We start from the raw sequence: 19328 nt of genomic DNA on the forward strand, positions 1-19328 counted from the left end.
ACTGGGATTGAGAAATACGAAGATAAAGGTTAAAGGTAATGAAAAACTAAGCAACGGCAAGAAAAATGTACGCCTCATTAAGAGGGAAACGGAGGCTTTATCAATTAGGGGATATACACCTCCCTACCTTCTTTCTGAATAGGTACTTGTGCACCCCAAAATTTTTTTTGAAATAAAATTCCGATGAAACCAACCATCAAGAGTCCAGTGCCTACGTAAAAATAGAGTCGAGTTACTCCAACAAGGTGAACAAGTGGCCCACTCATGGATGGAGAAATGATCAAGATTGCATTGGTCAGGCTGCTTTTAATCCCAAACACCCTTCCTATTTGTTCCTGATTGACTTCTTTTTGGAGGATCACTTGATTGGATACAAGCATCAACCCACTACCAATACCGGCAATAAACCCAATGAGATAGCAGAAGATGAAAGGGGTACTAGCAGTTATTAAACCAATGCCACCGAAACCGATTCCCATTAAAGCAGTACCGCCACCTATCACCCAACCGTATTGAAAATGTTTTAGTCTCTGAATGAACAATGCCGAAAGTACTCCTCCAATGCCAACAATAGAAAGAACATATCCCATCATACTCTTATTATTGGGGAACAAACTCTTGAATAGAGTAGGGAACTGCGAGTCTACCAATTGCAATAAAGCCATAGATATGCAAACAAAAATCATGGTAACTAAAACCTTTCTATTAGATAAAACATAACCCCACCCATGCAACCATTCCGCCCATGAACTCTGCTTTCCCTTCACGCTGTTTTGTCTTGGCTGGTCTTCTACTAGCCGAATCATAGGTAGCAAAATGAAAGCAGCTAACAGACAGCTTACTGCCCTAATGACAAGACAAACCTCTGGTTGGAATAGGCTAAGTAACATCCCGCCCACTAATGGACCTATGATCTTGGCTGCCTGCTCTACTATGCCATTCATACTAACTGCTTTGGTAAGATGATTGGCAGAGACAATATGCCGTGTCAGTGTCTGTTGTGCAGGATAAAAGAACACGCCAAAGGTGGAACGGATCATCAATACAAGTAAAAGCTCATGCATATTTTGGACAGATAAAAGAACTATTGTTAGTACAGCAATCATAATATTACAAAAGATCATAATAGGGATTTTTCTAAAGCGATCAGCAAACACCCCCGCCCATGAACCAAATAGAATTCCAGGCAGAGCATACGAAACAGGAATCAAACCAATCATGGTAGGATCCTCTTTCCACTCAAAACTAACAATCGTCATAATGGCTAACATATCAACGAAAACGCCAAACATGAGTATCGAATACGCAGAAAAAACCTGTATATATGTTTGATTCTTCCACAGACTTTTTTCCTTTGGTTTCTTCATAAGAATAAACTCCCCGTATTTTTTTTGAAGGCAGTTACGAGTCTATTTCAAGTCTTGAAGTGTAATGGAAGTCATTTACAGCAAGTACAAAAGGTTTTGACATCATATAGATAGGCTGGTTGATAAGAAATAGAAAACACCTCTTGTTCTGGTAGAGTGAGTTTGTCGAAATCCACAATACCATACAGAAGAGGTGCCTTCGCAATGATAGATCAACAACAACCACTTGATCAACTGCCAAAAGAAGTCGAGCGGGCTTTCACAAATTGAATGTGCTTAACACCTGCCGATTTCAGACTGCGAAAGTTGAGTTTGTAAAACCCAAGGAAATGATTGTTCAGCAAATCCTAATTTACAAACTGTCAGGAATGATAGTTTGTACCTGATATTTCGCACGTAAAAACCACGCTTAAATCAGTTTTTGACGGAAACTCATCGCACCCAGAATATGTAATTATTTGCACATTTTTTCTTTTGCACTCTTTTATTCCGTCATTTGGTTTAGTACCTGTAGTAAATGCCCCTGAATCCGATTCATCGCCGTTTCTTCAAACCGACTTCGGTCATACATAAGCTTCAAAGATAATTGTTTTCCTGGTATAACAACCAGATTTAATGGATAGTTCGTTTGTTCTACACTTTGAACTTGTGTAATTTCCAACTCTGAATTGACATTATCTTTTTCTGTAGGATAATTTTCGAAAACATACAACGTATGGAACAAAGGAACTTCTCTTGGAACCTCGCTCCACCCCTGTATCTCTGTTAACGAAGAATATTCATATTGTCTTCTCTCTATTTCATTTCTCTGTATTTCTAGAAGCCAATCGACAATATCGAGATCATCCGCAACACCGATTCGAGCAGGTAAAGTATTTATGAATGGTCCGATGATTCCCTCTACTCCTACCAGCTCTGCGGGTCGCCCAGAACTGGTTACTCCAAATATGATATCATTCTCTCCACTATATCGGCTCAATAAATATGCCCAAGCTCCTTGAAGCAAGGTGTTTAACGTGAGCTGATGATTTCGTACCCATGTTTGTAACTGTTGCGTCTTCTCCTCCGATAAATGGCAAACACTCTCGCCATAGCCTTTCTCTTTCCCCCGATCTTTTCTTTCCAAAAACAGCTGGGTGGGAGCAGTAAACCCTTTGAGTTCTTTTCTCCAAAACTGTTCAGCTTTATTTTTATCCTGTCTCTTAATCCACTCGATATATTTTTTGTAAGGAGGGGGCTTGGGAAAATCCAAAGCCTCTCCACCTGCCATTTTTACATAGACTGTAAACAATTCGTTTAGGAGCAAGGATACACTCCACCCATCCAATAAGATGTGATGGTGAGTCCAAACTACCCTGTATTCCTTGTCTGCTTCTTTCATAACAGCAACTCTCATCAATGGCGCTTCATCTAACTGAAACCTCTGTTTTCTATCGGATTCCAGAAAAAGCCTTACCTGTTCCTCTCTCTCTTCACTAGACATACAACTCCAATCTAATTCGTTTATTTTAAACAATGTATGATCGTAAACCACTTGCAATGGGTTTTCTATCTCTTCCCATATAAATGCTGCACGAAGAATCTCATGCCGATTAATTACATATTCCCAAGACCTTTCGAAAGTAGGAATATCCAAATATCCGCGAAGAAGAAAACTTATTTGGACGATATAGGAGCAGGATTCAGCTTCTTCGTCATATAAAGCATGAAACAGCATTCCTTCCTGAAGAGGAGATAGAGGATAAATATCTAGAATATTACTCATTATTTTCCTCGTTTCTTTGTCATTTTTGATAAAATCTTATTCATTTCATTCTCTGTTAAATTTGCAAGAGCAAAATCTGATACGGTAAAGGCAGCCTCTGTGGCAGAAGAATGAATCAGCAGGTCCAGTTTTCGCAACATGTTCTCCGCTACCTCCTGAATCGTAGCTATGGCAAATTGTTCTCTGCTATAGATCCAGGTGAGCTGCAGTTTGCCATCCGTTACAATTCCCACAACTTCAATCAGATGAGACAGCTTGGATTCTGGCGCATGGTCCACTCTGGCAAACCCTGTCTCCTGCGTAAACATAGCCTCTTGGGAGAACGTCTGGTCAAATTGCCCGAGGTAGTTAAAACTAATGGACGGCTTCGGCTGAGACTGAAAAATCGAGCCTATCCCTGGATGCAAGTAACGCAGAATTCCATAATCGACCCCTTTATTCGGAATCTGGCGTATTTGCTCTTTTACGGCTTTTAATGCTTCAACAGGCGTCTTGGCTCCCTTCATATCCAAATGAACAGGGTAGATGCTCGTAAACCATCCTACCGTTCTGGACAGGTCTACTCCCTCTAAAATCTCTTCCCGTCCATGTCCCTCTACATCAACCGACAGGACTGGGTGACCTGTCCAGTCTGCTGTGGCTTGTACCAGTGCCGCCAACAACACTTCATTCATATGGGCCCGGTGCGTCACGGCAATCTCTTGTAATAAGGCATGGGTTTCTTTCTCTCCCAACACAACAGTAACCTGCTCTGCAGATGCTTCTCTCGCTTCTTCTACGGCATAGTCCTTTGGAAGAGTAGACACTTCTATTTCTGACTGCTTCCTCCAGTACTCTTCAACCTCTTGGGAGATGCCGGATTGTGAGTAAGCATATAACCGTTCCGACCACTCTTTGAACGACGTACTCTTCGCAGGCAAGTGAATCTTCTGTCCTTCTTTTGCTTGGCTATACACGGTTTGCAGATCTTCCAGCAGAATCCGCCAGGAAACCCCATCTACCGCCTGGTGATGAATGGTCCAGAAGAATCGGCCAGAACCATTTTCCCCTTCATCAAAGTACACCGCTCTCATCAAGGGGCCTTGTTGCAAGTGTAAGCTTGCCTGGGCCGTATCCATCTCCCGTTGAATCACGTGATGCCATTCTTCTTGTGGCGTTTCATCTAATTTGATCACCGTAAGTATCGTTTGTTCTTCTATTCCTTCATTTCTCTGCTTCCATCGTCCATTTGGCAAAAGATCATACCGCAAACGCAGGGCATCATGATGGATCACCATCGCTTGAAGTGCTTCCTCCAGCCGTTCTACCTCCATTCTTTCTCTTGTTCTCAGCAACATAGACTGGTTCCAATGATGGGGGTGCGGCTGTCCTTGTTCAAAGAACCATTCTTGAATGGGGGTCAATAGAACGTCCCCAGTCACCACTCCTTGCTCCGCCTGTATATCCTGAGCTTCCTCGGCCACTTGAGCCAACTCGGCAATCGTTTGATGTTCAAACAGTTGTTTCGGTGTGAATTTCCATCCAGCTTGATTTGCTCGGGAGACAATCTGAATGCTCAGAATAGAGTCTCCCCCCGCCTCAAAGAAGTTATCATGGATTCCTACTTGCTTGACCCCCAATACTTGTTTCCAAATGGAGACAAGCGCTTGTTCACATTCATTTCGCGGAGCAGTGTATCCTTCTTCTGTTTTTTGTGGAGTGGGGGCAGGCAACGCTTTGTGATCTACTTTTCCATTAGCGGTAAGCGGAAAAGCTTCGATAGCGACAAAGTGAGCAGGCACCATATAACCAGGTAATCGAGCCTGCAGATGCCCCCGCCACTCTGCGGCACTTCCTTCTCCCACCACATAGGCGACGAGCCGTTTATCTCCAGGTTCATCTTCCCGAACGATTACAGTTGCTTCTTTTACGAGAGGGTGTGTATGGAGAGTGGATTCAATTTCTCCTAATTCAATCCGATAGCCGCGAATTTTCACTTGATGATCGATCCTGCCCAGATACTCCAAATCTCCATTGGGAAGATATCTCGCTACATCTCCTGTCCGGTATAATCGCTTCGACTGGTCACCCAAAGGATAGGAAATAAAACGCTCTGCTGTCAGCTCAGGACGATGAAGATATCCTCGCGCTACGCCCTCGCCGCCAATATACATCTCTCCAGCTACCCCAATCGGGACAGGTTGACGATTGGCATCTAGCAAATACACCTGCAGGTCTGGAATCCGCTTCCCAATCGTACTTCCTGAAGACAGGAGCGCATCCTCACGCGTGAGAGGATAATACGTGACATGGACGGTGGTTTCTGTAATTCCATACATATTGATGAGCTGTGGCTGCTTATCTCCGTACCGTTCAAACCAGGGTAATAAGCTCGCAGGCTTTAATGCTTCTCCACCAAAAATCACGTATCGCAAGACGAAACGTCTGTCCTCGCCTTCTTCTTGCTCACACACCTGTATGAGTTGTCGGAAGGCAGAAGGAGTCTGGTTCAAAACAGTAACCTTTTCCTTGACTAACAAGTGGTAAAAATCTTTGGGCGAACGGCTAATCCAATACGGAACTACCACTAAACGCCCTCCGTAAAGCAACGCTCCCCACATTTCCCAAACGGAGAAGTCAAAAGCATAGGAGTGAAAGAGGGTCCACGTATCCTTTTCGTCAAACTGATACCAGTGTTCCGTTGCCTTAAATAATCGGGTCACATGATGATGCTCGACCATAACTCCCTTGGGATTTCCCGTCGAACCCGAGGTGTAAATCACATAAGCTAAATTCTTGGCAGTCACTCCTGTTACCGGTGACATAACGCTTTCTTGTGCCATTTTCTCGTGGTCCCGATCCAAGCAAATCGTTTGAATCGTTTCTGGCAGCCACTGTTGTCCTTGCAAGCGTTCTTGGGTTACAAGCACCTGAATTCTGGCATCTTCTACAATATAGTGCAGTCGCTGTTCTGGATAAGTAGGGTCAAGCGGGACATAGGCTCCTCCTGCTTTCAAAATTCCCAGTATACCTACCATCATCTCAAGGGAACGTTCTACACAAAGTCCCACCAATGATTCAGGCCCTACTCCCTGCTGCTGCAAATAATGAGCCAATTGGTTAGACCGCTCGTGTAACTCTCGATAGGTGAGCCGCTGCTCTTCATACACCACCGCAATTTCTTCTGGATGGCGAATGACCTGCTCCTCAAATAACTGATGAATAGTTTTGTTCAATGAAAAATCGACATTTGTCTCGTTAAATGTAACCAAAATTTTCTCTTTTTCTTTCTCAGACAGGATATTGATGTTCTTTATCTTCTGCATGGGATCATTTGATATATTTTCCAACAGAACCAACATACAATTAACAAAATCTGTAATATCCTGTAATGCAAATAATTTTTCCCGGTAATCTACAAGTAACGCTAAATCACCTGAATCCAATCGATGTTCAATATGTATTGCAAAATCACTAGCTTCATGTCCATTTGGCATCCAGTGTAATTCATAGTCTACTTGGTCCATTAAATTCAAAGGGCGATAATCAATCGTAATTCCAAAAAAGCGGTCAAAACTTTTATTGGTTTTTTTAATTTTCTCTGACAATAGGTTAAAAGGATATTTTTGATGACGTAAAACCTTCATTTGTTTTTTAGCTACTCGTTTAAAGAATGCCAGAGCCTCTTCTTCATGCTCAATGTTCATTCGTAAAGGGACTAGGTTAACCATCATTCCCATAATATCCTTCTCTACCTTCATCGTACGGTTTCCATAGACCACTCCGACAACTACATCATCGGTCGAAGTCCACCGCTGAAAAGCTAACATAAGGGCAGCAACAAATATTGAGTTAAGGCTAATTCCATAGCTCTGAGAGAATTCCTCTATTTTGCACTTTAATTCATTAGGAACAACAAAAGTCTCACGTAAAGATTTAGTACTCGTTAGATAGGGATGATAAGATTTAATTCCAGTAATGGCCGGAGTCGTTTCAAACTCTTCTAACCAAAAATTTTCGTCCTTCTCAAAACGATCACTATTTAAATAACTTTCTTCGTTGTTAAGAAACTGGATATATGAATTTCCGAAATTTTTATGCGTCTCCTTACCTTTAAGCAAATGTAAATAATGATCAATAATTCGATTCCCCATTAGATTCATAGATAGTCCGTCTGAAATAATATGATGGACATTGCAAAATACAGCATTTTCATCATCGCTTACTTTTATTAGCGAAAAATAAAATAGATCTGATTCGAATAAGTTAAATGGTTCTTGTATTTTTTGATCTATCCAATTCTCAAATGCTCCTGAATCATTTTCTGAGCTAAAATCAAGAACATCAAACTCTCTCTCTTGATGCTCTGCGATATATTGTAAAGGTTCTTGATCTCCTTGTTGTTTGAGTCTCATACGAAGACTATCACTTTCACTGATAACTATATTAATCGCCTGGTTTAACAACAAATAGTCTACTTGATTATGTATTTTTACTAACATGCCTAAATGGCATAAACTTGTTCCAGAATTTAGAATCTCGGTATACCATATTCTTTTCTGTGGATGAGATAAGGGATAGTTAACTTCACTGTTCATTTCATTCACTCCAAATAAAATGCTTTTATACGTTACTGACAAATTTGAATCAGCTACACTAAGATAGACAGAAAAAAAGTCAAGCCCACTACAAGTAATGTATTCGAGTAGAAGCTACTATGACGAAAAGAGAACGAACAACATTCACCCCTATTGTTCAACTCTAGAAGCGTGGAAAGACTAGAAAAAATATCATCCGTGAGTATCAATTAACACCGCCTTCGCCGGATAAATGGGACATACAAAGTCTGACAACTACCAGGAAGTACGCACTGCTGGAAATCAATCATCGAGATCTTCCGTACAAGTCGCCAAAACTATGAACATGATTAGAGAAACAAAAGTGGTCGAATTTGAATCGAAAGTTGTCTAATTAAAAGGATATCGTTCTAATAATGCGTCGTAGAGACAAGATTCAAAATCTTAAACACAGATTTTGTAAGAGTTTGGCATTTTGAAAGTTTAGATAAGTTACTATGGAGTTATTTGATGATCTTCACTGGTTTAATTTTTCAGAATCAATCTTACACTTGGTTATTTGGACCCCATCGAGTACAAACTAGAAACCCTTTAAAAAGCTGTCTAGTTTAATGTTGACAAACTAATTTTATACTACGTTGTTGTCGAGTGAATCAGTAGTTCACGCAAACACACGCAATATATCCAAAAAAGGATATAAATGTCAGAATTTGAAATCATTTTTTAAGGATTGATGGTATCTCGGCAGCAGTAGCCAAGGAGAAATATAAAAAATGATGTAAAGTGTCACCTATCTCAAAAAAATACCTACTTTTTACACATAATAAATTACTTCCAATACTCCTTCCTCCATTACTAAATGTCCCATTGCAACAACAGCACACTAGCGTAGTGATAACAATAATCTTCAGTTCTTACTCATGTTTGTCGATTCTCGTCGTTATGGAGATTGTGGCTATTGCGTTTTCAGATATATGCAGCGGTCTTGATGAAAAAAGTTCTCAATCAAAAATCGATCTTTAGATGTACTACATAGCAAAAATATCCAAGGAGAATATTACCTCAAAGTGGCTCGTTGCATGACCACGCAACGAGCATATATGTTCGGGGATATCCTGAATTAGGGGAACAGATGGAAATATGTTTATTCCAGCTGTTTTTACTTGCTGAGACCAAAAAAGAGGGGGAAAATCACGTTTTACATTTATTCCCTTTTTTAATAATTATATGGACACGATTGGAATTTTGTGTATAATGAAAATGCATCGAAAATTGTATTTATTTGCAAAAAATAACTTTCGCATTTTAAAAAAAGACCAATGAACCCTTATATCTAATAAGGAGTATCAACGGAAGTATCTGGTAACTGCTATTACTTGGATAACCACCAAGGAGGGATGCTTCTCAAATTCCTAACCGATGCAATCAATAGATAAACAAGCTTGCATCCTTATGGATAAAGAGATCAACTAACAAGCATACATACCACCCTTTTTGATTGATCCGCATGTATTTTTGGCGACTTGGACGAAAGATCTCGATGATGATTTCCATCTGAACGTACTTCCTGGTAGTTGCAGGACTTTGAATGACTTATCTGGCGGAGGCGGAGTTAATTGATATTCACAGATGATATTTTTTCTTCTTTTTCCACGTTTAAGTCATTGAACCCTTGGGGGGTGAATGTTGTTCGTTCTCTTTTCGTCATAGTAATTTCTCCTCAAGAAATTGCAGGAAATTAGAGCTAGAAAAATAAACAGGCACAAGTTTTTGAGGATTTCTTGCCATTTGGCATCCTTTCTGCCTTTTGCCATGGATAGCGTACAAATTTTTCGATGTGCGAGAATGCTTAAAGGAATCTTCAAGTACATGAATAGCAAGTATTGAGTATTTTAAAATAGATTCCAAGCAGACATCCATTTGTGATTGGAAAAAGGCAATCTATAGAGATCAAATTGCGGTCACCTTTTAAATAGAGTAGCCCACTCACCTTCTCGTTATTTGTAGTTAATGGATCAGGCCTGTTGATTAACCACTAAATGGTAGAAAAAAAGCCGCCAACTCGGTAAAATGTTTGTACCCCTACAAACTAACCGAAAGGTGGCGACTCTATGAAAAAGTTTACCACGATCCTGTCTGTCCTTCAATCTATCCTAACTTCGGAAGAAGTCGAATCCGTTGTCGCACTTATTGGATATAAGGATAAAGCCCGCAAGTTTACCGTAAATCATCTGTTGCAATACTGGTGTATGGCTGCCTTCGAGCAATGGGATAGCTATCGTTCTGGGGTCGATCATGCTGCTTCCAAAGGTTTACTCAAGGTTCACTATTCAAGTTTTTCAGGAAAAGCTGCGGAGGTTCCATTTGCAGTTTTCAAAACATTACTCCATCTACTTGTACAGAAGTGCAATCGAATAGTACGCCGAAAACTTTCGTTTCCTAAAGAATTGCTTCTCATTGATTCCACTACAATAACGGTTGGAAAAACCCGTTTACCGTGGGCTCCTTACCATGGTGAACGTGCTGGTATTAAGTTGCATGTGGCGTTGCAGGCTGAAAGCGGGCAACCACTTAATGAAAACCGTTGGTTCTAAACATGATGGGCCAGTGAGCGAAGGGTTAAGCCATGTAGATTACATTATGGTGATGGATCGTGCTTATGCGAAACTTGAACGTTTGGATCGCTACAAAGAAAATGGGCAATCGTTCGTTATTCGGCTAAAAGACAACGTTCATATCGAAAAGCCACGGGCTTTTCGTCGGCAACAAAATCCGAATTCTTCAGTGATCCGCGATATCACTTGCCAACTTGGAACAACACAATGCCGATCAGAACAGCGTCACCGCGTTGTTATTTTTCAGGATTTTGAGGGCCGAGAGATCCGAATCGTTACAGACTTAATGCAAGTTACAGCAGAACAAATCGCAGAAATGTACAAAGCTCGTTGGCAGATTGAGGTGTTTTTTCGTTGGATTAAGCAACATTTAAACATTCCTACCTTGTTTGGTACAACTGAAAATGCCGTGTATGGTCAACTGTTTACCGCTTTGATAGTCTATGTCTTGCTAAAATGGTTGTTTGACACGACAACTTCAGCAGTCTCCAAACATGCACCTCTTTCATTTGCCCGATTTACACGTTTATTTAGTCTGCATCTGCTCCCCACTGAATGGAAAGTAACGATTCAGCAAATTATTCAGTTTTACAACCCCGTTGGGGTTATTTTTGCTACATAATTTGGATAATCAACAGGTCTGTTAATGGATATTTCTATAGCTCAAGTATCATATATCAAATCTTGGAGCAAAACCCATTTTCATTGCGTTTTGAGCCTTGAGTAAAACGGAGGGAATGGATATACATATGGAAAACAAATGGCCCTTAAAAGATACTAATCTGTATTTGTGCGAAAGTTGTAAAATAAAGTCCTTTTTAAATCAAAGAATAAAATCTAATATTTTTTTAACAGAAATGGAGAAAAAAGTAGCGGAAGAGCTTATAAAAGATAAAAGTAATCAAGAGATAGCAGATTCTCTATTTATTAGTAAACGGACTGTAGAATACCATATTACCTCCGCAATTCAAAAGTTGGGGGTAAAATCACGAGTAGGATTAGCTGTAAAGATTATTGAAGCTGGATCGTCAACAAACTATTGTGAATGTCATCAAAAAATTGACCCCCTTGGCAAAAAAACAATGCGTTAGTCTATCGACTAGGGCAGCAGTCCAAACCTGAACAGTGAAAACCTTGCTGTAAGCCTCCATCCCAAGAGCAATAGAAAACTGCGTAGTTCCTGTTCCTGAAGTCCCAATAGAAATTTACATTCTACGCCTTTCGACGCCTCGAACGGAGAGGCAGTATTTGATCTTTCTCCTTATGCTTTGATTACAGTCAGAGGGAAACGTGGAACTTTTTGATTCTCGTACGCCATACATCTTTCTCATAGCCAATGATTCAATTCATCTAAGGGGGCACAAAAGGCATTGAAATAAAGAACTGTCGTCTCGTGCACTTGACAAGGTTTCCACCTCGTCTCTTTTGGATTGCAAGCACGCACTGAGTAAAACGTTCTTGTTCCTCTCTGTTCTCTTTTACGAAAATTATCTTAACAGCTGACCTTAGGTTTGATTTTTTCACGACTTCTCACGTTTTATGTATTGTTCAGCAAGCCTTGGATTATTTATCTGTGACAACAAAATCAAAATTTCCTGCTTCAACATCTACTTCGACAGCGTGCTCACCCGCACCTATTTTGCCGTTTATCTTATCGTCTGACTTAACTTGGTAATTCATACTTAAATTTACATTACTGCTTCCTGCCTGAACTTCAGAATCAAGTTTGAGGGATGTTGGTTCCTTATCTAAATTGATAGCTACATCTCCACTTGAAGAATGAATTTTAAGATTTTGTTGTATCGTCCCTAAATGAATGGTTGTATTTCCTGCGGCGGAATCAACCGTAATATCTCCAGTTACATTATCTATATCCGTATTTCCTGCCGTTGCATTCAATTTTAGGGATTGGCTAGAGATGTTCCTAAGGGAAATATCCCCTGCGGATAGCTGGATATCCACGCTATTGGCATGCAAAGACTCAGCTTTTACATTTCCCCCGGAATTTTCCACCTGAATCCTTTGATATAACTTCTCAGGAAGAGTAATATCTAAGTTAGCGGTTAGATGAGAGAAACCAAGAGAAGTTTGGGATAATTTAGTATAAATGAGTAATTGGTCGTTCTTCTCTTGAACTTCTAAAGAGTGCGAATTATTGACAATCCCTTTTTTATTCCCTGTTCCATAATAACGAATGCTGATATCCCCTTCTTTTGATGGGTAAAAATGTAAATTACCGGCATCCATATAAATTTTTATTTGGTTAAAATTCTCTGCATTCACTTTCTTATTTTCTTCAAATGATTCTTTCTCTTCCGAAAGTATGTCTTTAGGCAAACCATTAACTAATAAAACAACTGCTAAACCAATGCAGCCTATTAGGGCTACTATAGCAGAAGCTATAATCCATCTCTTCATTACAATCTCCCTCCTTTTGCAATTCTTACATTCATTTTAATGTATTTTAACAATCCATTATAAATAGAGATACCTAGATACTTCATCGATATACCAAGGAGTACACCTATTCCACCAGAAGCCAGCGAGCAGAATAATTTAAACAATATCTGAGAAAAGTCTGCCATAATAAAAATTAGAAAACCAATAGAGCCTATAATTAAGGCTACAGATAGTAAACATAGACCTATATATATTCCTAGGACAACAATTAAGGGACCTACAAAAAATATAAGATTAAACAAACTAAGACTAATGCTTGCAAAGACTGCTTTGGTTATATTAGAGACAGAACGATCAGACTCTGCTCTGTCCAAATGATAGTTTGCTAAAATATCTCGTGCAATTTCAGGCGGAGAACCCAATTCGCTAATAATATCCATCTCTGACTTGCCTTCCGCTTCCCCCATATTAAAATGCTCCTGAAAATCATACAGAATTTCACTTCTCTCCTGTTCGGGAAGTGGCATGATAAGCTCAGTTAGGACACGAATGTATTCTTCCTTTGTTGATGGATTATTCACTAATTTTAACCTCTCTTATTAGTTGATTTACTCCTTGTGAAAACTTGTTCCACTCTAAAATAAGCTCCATCATATACTTTTTCCCCAAAGACGTTATCTGGTAATATTTACGAGGAGGCCCCTCCGATGATTCCTTCAAATAAGTAAGTAGATATTCTTCTTTCTGTAGACGACGCAATAAAGGATATAAACTTCCCTCAGCGATCTCAACATGTTTTGATATGTTCTGTGCCAACTCATATCCATATTGGTCTTTCTCGTCAATCAAGACTAAAACACATAATTCTAAGACACCCTTTTTAAATTGTATATTCACACTTTCTGACTCCTACTCGATGATAAATTATATACTTTATCTACAAAAAGGTTCCACTACCGAAAAATAATTACTACTGTGCATTAATCAGTAATTAATAATAATATACAAAATACCTAGCGAATATGCAAGTTACGTAAGGGTGCACTGTCAAGAGTCAGTGAGAATGTCATTCAAAACATCAGGGCTATTTATCACATCTTTTATCGGTTTCCTCTTGTAATTCTAGCTTGTATCGTTCCGTCCCCAAGGGTATTTGCTAAGCACTAGCTGACGCTCGCCTTGATTCCATACACGATACAAGCTCTTGGGAATTTTCTTGAACCAGTTTCTCTTTGTTACTCCGAATCTTACACCTCATGGATTGCAAGAAAATTGTCTAACACTAACTTTTTTTTGTGAAAGCAAAGCAAGAGTGGTCGACTAATGCTATAGACTTTCGGCATACCGGCTGGAATGATACCTATCCACAATCGTTCGATTGAAAACCTCACTATATCTTAGTCATATTTTAAGGATTCAATTAATGGTAACCTTGCAGCTCTTCTAGCTGGCAATAATGCGGCAACTAAACTAGTAAAAATACCCAATATACTAACTGCTGCAATTGTTGACCAAGGGATTACAGGATTTATGTTCAAGTTGATCGTTTTAGTGTATAAGTAAATCGTGATAAACCCTATAAGAATCCCGCTTATCACACCTGTAATTCCGATCATAAGTCCTTCAGATAATATCATTTTAGTTGTTTGAGTGTTAGTAAAACCTATGGAACGCATGATACCTATTTCTCTTGTTCGTTCCATTACATTCATCATTAGGGTATTTACAATACCGATGCCTGAAATAAGGATTACCAGTAATAATAAGGCGTGAAATGGAGTCGATGATAATGATTGTTTCATTCGGTCTAGGTCTGAGTTAACGGTAGTTAGTTCGTTAATTTGCCCACCGAAGTTTTTTAGCATTTCTTCTTTGATACTCCTCTCATGACTCGGATTGTTATACGTAAGCAAGATGTTTTTTGCATCCTTCATACCAAACTCATCTTGAAAATGTGAGTCCAAAGCGAAAGCCAAATACCCTTTGTATTTCAGAATAAAGGAAGTATCGACAACACCAACAACCTCAAAGGATTGCTCTCCTTTGGGTGTATTGATCATAATTTTGTCGCCTATTTTTCCTCCCCATTCCTCAAACGAACGCTGTCCAAGAAGCACTGTATAGGGTTGGGAAAGCTTATACAATAGTTTTTCGTTTGAATATTCCTGCGATCTGAACAATGGGTACTGTTTTGCCCAGTCTTCGTTAACACTGATGACAGGGAATTGACGTTGTTGTCCTTTTTGCGTTTTCCAAGTTACTTTTTCTTCCTTATATATTGCTACACTTTTTACACCGTTCCATTCCTGAATTGTTTTTACATCAGAATCCGTAACTATTTTGTCTAGTTTCACATTCATATCTCCACCCGAAGTAGTTTGAATGATGTCTTTCGCATACTGACTTCCAGTTTCAATGGCAGAGGTAACAAATATAGTACAGATAATCCCTATAGACAGTATAAATGAAGAATTTGCAGTACGGTTAATGTGACGAGAGATACTTTGGGAGGCTACAAATCCTCCAAATCCCCACATCTTATGATTTATTTTCGCAAATGCTTTACATATGACTTTAAGAATATTTGGGAAGAAGAACATAGTTCCAATAAATAGAAAAACACCAAAAAACATTTTTGCGAAAAAACTGAGTAGGATGAGCAAAAAACCTACATAACTTCGCCATCTCTGCTTAGATCCGATTTGTGGTCCCATTGCGCTTTTCATCATAAAGATTATACTTACACGGCTTGCTTGAATCATTGGGAAACATGCTGCTAAAATAGGGGTGGCTATTCCTATTAGTATGGCCATTAGAATAGCGAATTGAAGTTCAGTCGGGACGTTGTAGGTAGCCTTAAAAGAGGTAAATAACAATTTTTTTAATACCTCCGCCAACTGTAGACCAATTGGAATCCCTACTAGTAGCCCAATGAAAGAAAGAAGACATACCTCTATCAGAATTGACTTAACAATTTGATAAGGAATATAGCCCAAAGCTTTCATAATAGCAAATTCTTTCTTACGCTCACCAATACTCATATAAAAAGTGTTGAATACAATAAATCCACTAATGAGAGTGATCAAACCGCCAATCAAATAGAGAATTTGATAGATCGCATCTACTTGATTTGTCTGTTTTGCATCTAAAACTACAGGTCGAAGTACAATGCTATTATCCTGGGTGACTGTTTTCAATTCACTTTCAATTTTTTCACCTGTCTCAGTTGTTTTCACGCGAATTTCACTTACTATATTCTCAAGCTGATACCAAGATTGAAGGGTAGATAATGGAATGACTATTCTCCATCTCTTGCCTTGAGCAGCTTCCCAATTTGAAGGACTTTCAAAAAAACCTCCATTGGCCACAATAGCAGAAATGGCAATCTCCTTTCGCCCTGTGGGGGTATCAAACCAAATTTTATCGCCAAGTTTTACCTTCCATAATTTCGCTGCAACCTCAGGAATAATTGCACCAGACTGATTGATGTCTCCATATTTTGCTACTAACTTTCTCATACTATTGTCTATACTGCTAAGTCCAGTGATACGTATTCTGTTATTTGTCTCATTTAGTTCGCTCAGGTTTGGTATGGTAAACTGGGTGTACACATATAGGGAAGCAAAAGCATCAGAAACAGCTTTGACCTGTCTAACTTTAGATAAATAAACAGAAGACATTGCGTTATTCTTACTTTCTAAAACATAAGTTGCATTTCCTTCGCTCTCTTGCATTTGCTTTTCAATTAATTTTTTTGTAGAATCAACAGAACTAAATACTGCTAGTACGATAGCAACACTAGCTATCATTGCAATAATGGTAAAGAAAGTACGTAGTTTTTTACGCATTAAGTTTCGCCAGCAAATTTTCCATGACATGATCTTTTTCTCCCTCCACCAGTTTATGATCAGATTGAATTTCTCCATCTTTAAAAAACAAAATTCGTTCTGCAAATTTAGCTGCATATGGATCATGAGTTACCATGACAATCGTAAGACCAGTATCATGATGCAAACGTGAAAGGAGATGCAGAATGTCTTTTCCCATCTTTCGATCAAGATTGCCTGTAGGTTCATCTGCTAAAATTAATGACGGATTCATGGCTAAAGCTCGTGCGATAGCTACACGCTGTTGTTGGCCTCCACTTAGCTGAGAGGGGAAAAAATGTTCTTTTCCTTCTAAGTTAACAGACTTAATTAATTCAGCAATTCGCTGTTTTTGCTTTTTTTGAGGAACTCCATCCGCGTTCATGGTAAAAGCGATATTTTCTGAAACAGTCATTGAAGGTAGAAGTTGATAATTCTGAAAAATATAACCTACCTTTCTTCGCCTAAAATACGCAAGTTCTTTTTCGGAAAGGGAAGAAATTTCAGTACCATCGATACGTAACTCTCCATTACTAGGTGTGTCTAATCCCCCTAATAAATGCAATAAAGTACTTTTGCCAGAACCACTGGGCCCCATAATGGCGACAAACTCACCTTTGTTGATTTGCAAATCCACCCCTTTTATAACCACATGAGATTGCTCACCTGATTCATAAACTTTTCCCAAGTTCTTTGTTATGATCACACTAATGCCTCCTTAATATTAAGCAAAAATTATCAACATTATAAATCTAATTGAAATAGTTGTATGTCCGTAGTTGTGTCAAACGGAAATCCCCAATAACTTCATCTAATTTTGCACCATTACTAGGTATCTAGGGATAGTTGAATATCAGTAATTGTATAATCACACTTACCCCCACTATTTAAGCAAAATCACTACTGAATATTATTCATTAGATAACCACAATATACCAAATGATCACCAAATACGCAAGTCGCTAACAAAATTTGGGTGCATAACTGCCATATTATATCTCCTCGTTGCAAAAAAAGGCCAGAAACCCGTGATTATCAAAGGTTTCTGGCTCGTGTTTTTTTAAAGGTACCGATTACACTTCCATTATTATTAAGGTCATTTCAGAACTATTCTGTTTTAATCCCCTTGTTTTCGGATATGCGATAACTTATCATCCTGCTTCCTTTTATTCACCTATGTATCTTAAAGTGCGTGGTCAAAAATGTGGTCACTTGTGGTCATCTAATAAACAGCTTTTTGTAACCTTTACAAGTAATTTATGCACGGTTTCTTTTTCACAGGCGTCTATTAACCTCAATCTATATTTTTTTATTACCTATTTAATAAGTAACGGATTCACAACATCAACTACCAGTAAACATGTGCTGTTGGTTTAAGATCAGAAAGGTATACGCCTGATTCACTACCGACAACAATTTTATCACTTTGTGAATCATATTTTATGGGTCTGCCTGAAAGAGAAGAAGCAAAATGCACAGGTATGTACGGAACCCTTCATATACAAATGTTGAAGGAACTTTCTTGCCGTCCACCTCATATAAGTTATTCATTGGGGTCTTATCAGCGCCGTCAACGATGAACTTTAATGATGGTAAAGTAACATCAATTTTTTGAAGTATCTCTTCTGCAAAAATAGCACCAGTACTGAATAGCACTGCTCCGACAACAAAACCCGATAGGAATTTTTACATATAATCCCCCAATGGTATTTTTTCAAAATAACCTCAGTTGGGGCAAAATTGGTAAATAAAAAAACTATCTACTAATTAAGATTCACAGATTCAATACATTGTGGGGTATCATTCTTCGAGTTCCCTACGATGGCTGAAACCGGATATGCCCTCAAATGGTTAGTTTTAATTAGGTTATTCCCGTAATGCTTCACTACAAACTTTATACTTCTGTCAACAAGAATTACAACTTGAGCCAGCCTCTTCACGACATCCCACTACGTTCATATAAAACCGTTTCCGTGGTGGACACAATGTATCTATCGTTACACCCTTTATATCCCGCTACGTTCAGATAAAACTTGTATAACGGCTACACTTGCCCAATCGCTGATTATCATCTTTATATCCCACTACGTTCAGATAACCCCCCTAAAAACAAAACAGACAAAAACCTTCATTTATCAAGGGATTCACCGATTGAAAAAAGAATCAAAAATCGACTCTTTGCAGTAAACCAGGAGTTCTATTTTTAGCACAGAAGAAAAAACGCCTCAAACCCTTGCTATATAAGGCCTCATGTTCAGTATACCCAAAATTAGGTTTACTGCAAATTTTCCCGAAATCGTCCCATTACGACCTCAAATCAACTGTTTGAAACAGATATCAAATATGGATAAATCGCTAAAGAAAATGTCTATGACCGTTCGGTCATTGCCTCACCATATTGGATCGTCCTGTGAAGCCAAGGATGTGAGTGATACGGTCCAACAAGCGTTATTTAAATAACAATGCCTGTCCCGTTCTTCGTTCGGATAAAGGACCGCCATTCACCATTCATCATTTTACTCAAGCGTGTGAAGTATTTGGGACATCCATGAAGGTATTCCCCATGGACACCGATAAAGAATGATATCTAGGTAACCAGGGTTTATTTTATTGCCTACGAAGTTGTTCAATTTCTCCCTGTGTAAGCTCGGTTAATTCAGCTATGGTTTCGTTATCTATTCCTTTTTGTATCATGCTCAAGGCAACTTTCATGATGGCTTTTTTCTCTCCTATTCTCTTTCCTCTTTCCTCCCCTATTA

General features: G+C 39.0%; 10 protein-coding genes and 1 pseudogene. 3 read left to right on the top strand and 8 right to left on the bottom strand.

From position 1 onward, the window contains the following. Window positions 1-104 precede the first annotated feature (104 nt). The 3 genes and pseudogenes from HMPREF0083_RS02380 to HMPREF0083_RS02390 form a co-directional block, all read right to left on the bottom strand. On the bottom strand, window positions 105-1367 hold the full coding sequence (locus HMPREF0083_RS02380) for an MFS transporter (RefSeq protein WP_021619367.1): 1263 nt from the start codon (window positions 1365-1367) through the stop codon (window positions 105-107). A gap of 487 nt (window positions 1368-1854) precedes the next feature. Then, window positions 1855-3132 (bottom strand): annotated as a pseudogene (locus HMPREF0083_RS02385) (condensation domain-containing protein); the annotation flags it as partial. Continuing rightward, a complete protein-coding gene (locus HMPREF0083_RS02390) occupies window positions 3132-7709 on the bottom strand; it encodes a non-ribosomal peptide synthetase (protein WP_040301222.1) in 4578 nt (1525 codons plus the stop codon). The pseudogene HMPREF0083_RS02385 and the gene HMPREF0083_RS02390, both read right to left, overlap by 1 nt. A gap of 2090 nt (window positions 7710-9799) precedes the next feature. On the opposite strand from HMPREF0083_RS02390, the gene HMPREF0083_RS29215 reads away from it, so the two are divergent. From HMPREF0083_RS29215 to HMPREF0083_RS26915, 3 genes are all read left to right on the top strand, one after another. Then, window positions 9800-10282 carry a hypothetical protein gene (locus tag HMPREF0083_RS29215; protein ID WP_021619374.1) on the top strand — a complete coding sequence of 161 codons (483 nt, stop codon included), beginning with the start codon at window positions 9800-9802 and terminating at the stop codon, window positions 10280-10282. Then, on the top strand, window positions 10263-10925 hold the full coding sequence (locus HMPREF0083_RS29220; protein ID WP_021619375.1) for an IS4 family transposase: 663 nt from the start codon (window positions 10263-10265) through the stop codon (window positions 10923-10925). Before HMPREF0083_RS29215 ends, HMPREF0083_RS29220 begins: the two co-directional genes overlap by 20 nt. Window positions 10926-11052: 127 nt before the next feature. Next, complete coding sequence (locus HMPREF0083_RS26915; protein WP_081695978.1) at window positions 11053-11394, top strand: response regulator transcription factor; 342 nt, start codon at window positions 11053-11055, stop codon at window positions 11392-11394. Window positions 11395-11866: 472 nt separating this feature from the next. Here HMPREF0083_RS26915 and HMPREF0083_RS02405 read toward each other — a convergent pair whose 3' ends face one another. From HMPREF0083_RS02405 to HMPREF0083_RS02425, 5 genes are all read right to left on the bottom strand, one after another. Next, window positions 11867-12721, bottom strand: a complete 855-nt coding sequence (locus HMPREF0083_RS02405) for a DUF4097 family beta strand repeat-containing protein (RefSeq protein ID WP_021619377.1) — start codon at window positions 12719-12721, stop codon at window positions 11867-11869. Next, window positions 12721-13284: an HAAS signaling domain-containing protein gene (locus HMPREF0083_RS02410; RefSeq protein ID WP_021619378.1), complete on the bottom strand. Its 564-nt coding sequence runs from the start codon at window positions 13282-13284 to the stop codon at window positions 12721-12723. Before HMPREF0083_RS02410 ends, HMPREF0083_RS02405 begins: the two co-directional genes overlap by 1 nt. Further along, window positions 13277-13600, bottom strand: a complete 324-nt coding sequence (locus HMPREF0083_RS02415; protein ID WP_021619379.1) for a PadR family transcriptional regulator — start codon at window positions 13598-13600, stop codon at window positions 13277-13279. The genes HMPREF0083_RS02410 and HMPREF0083_RS02415 overlap by 8 nt, the downstream gene beginning before the upstream one ends. Before the next feature lie 500 nt (window positions 13601-14100). After that, window positions 14101-16581, bottom strand: a complete 2481-nt coding sequence (locus tag HMPREF0083_RS02420) for an FtsX-like permease family protein (protein WP_040301224.1) — start codon at window positions 16579-16581, stop codon at window positions 14101-14103. Beyond that, on the bottom strand, window positions 16544-17275 hold the full coding sequence (locus HMPREF0083_RS02425; protein ID WP_021619381.1) for an ABC transporter ATP-binding protein: 732 nt from the start codon (window positions 17273-17275) through the stop codon (window positions 16544-16546). The genes HMPREF0083_RS02420 and HMPREF0083_RS02425 overlap by 38 nt, the downstream gene beginning before the upstream one ends. Window positions 17276-19328: the final 2053 nt, after the last annotated feature.

Source organism: Aneurinibacillus aneurinilyticus ATCC 12856, assembly GCF_000466385.1.
Taxonomy (GTDB): Bacteria; Bacillota; Bacilli; order Aneurinibacillales; family Aneurinibacillaceae; genus Aneurinibacillus; species Aneurinibacillus aneurinilyticus.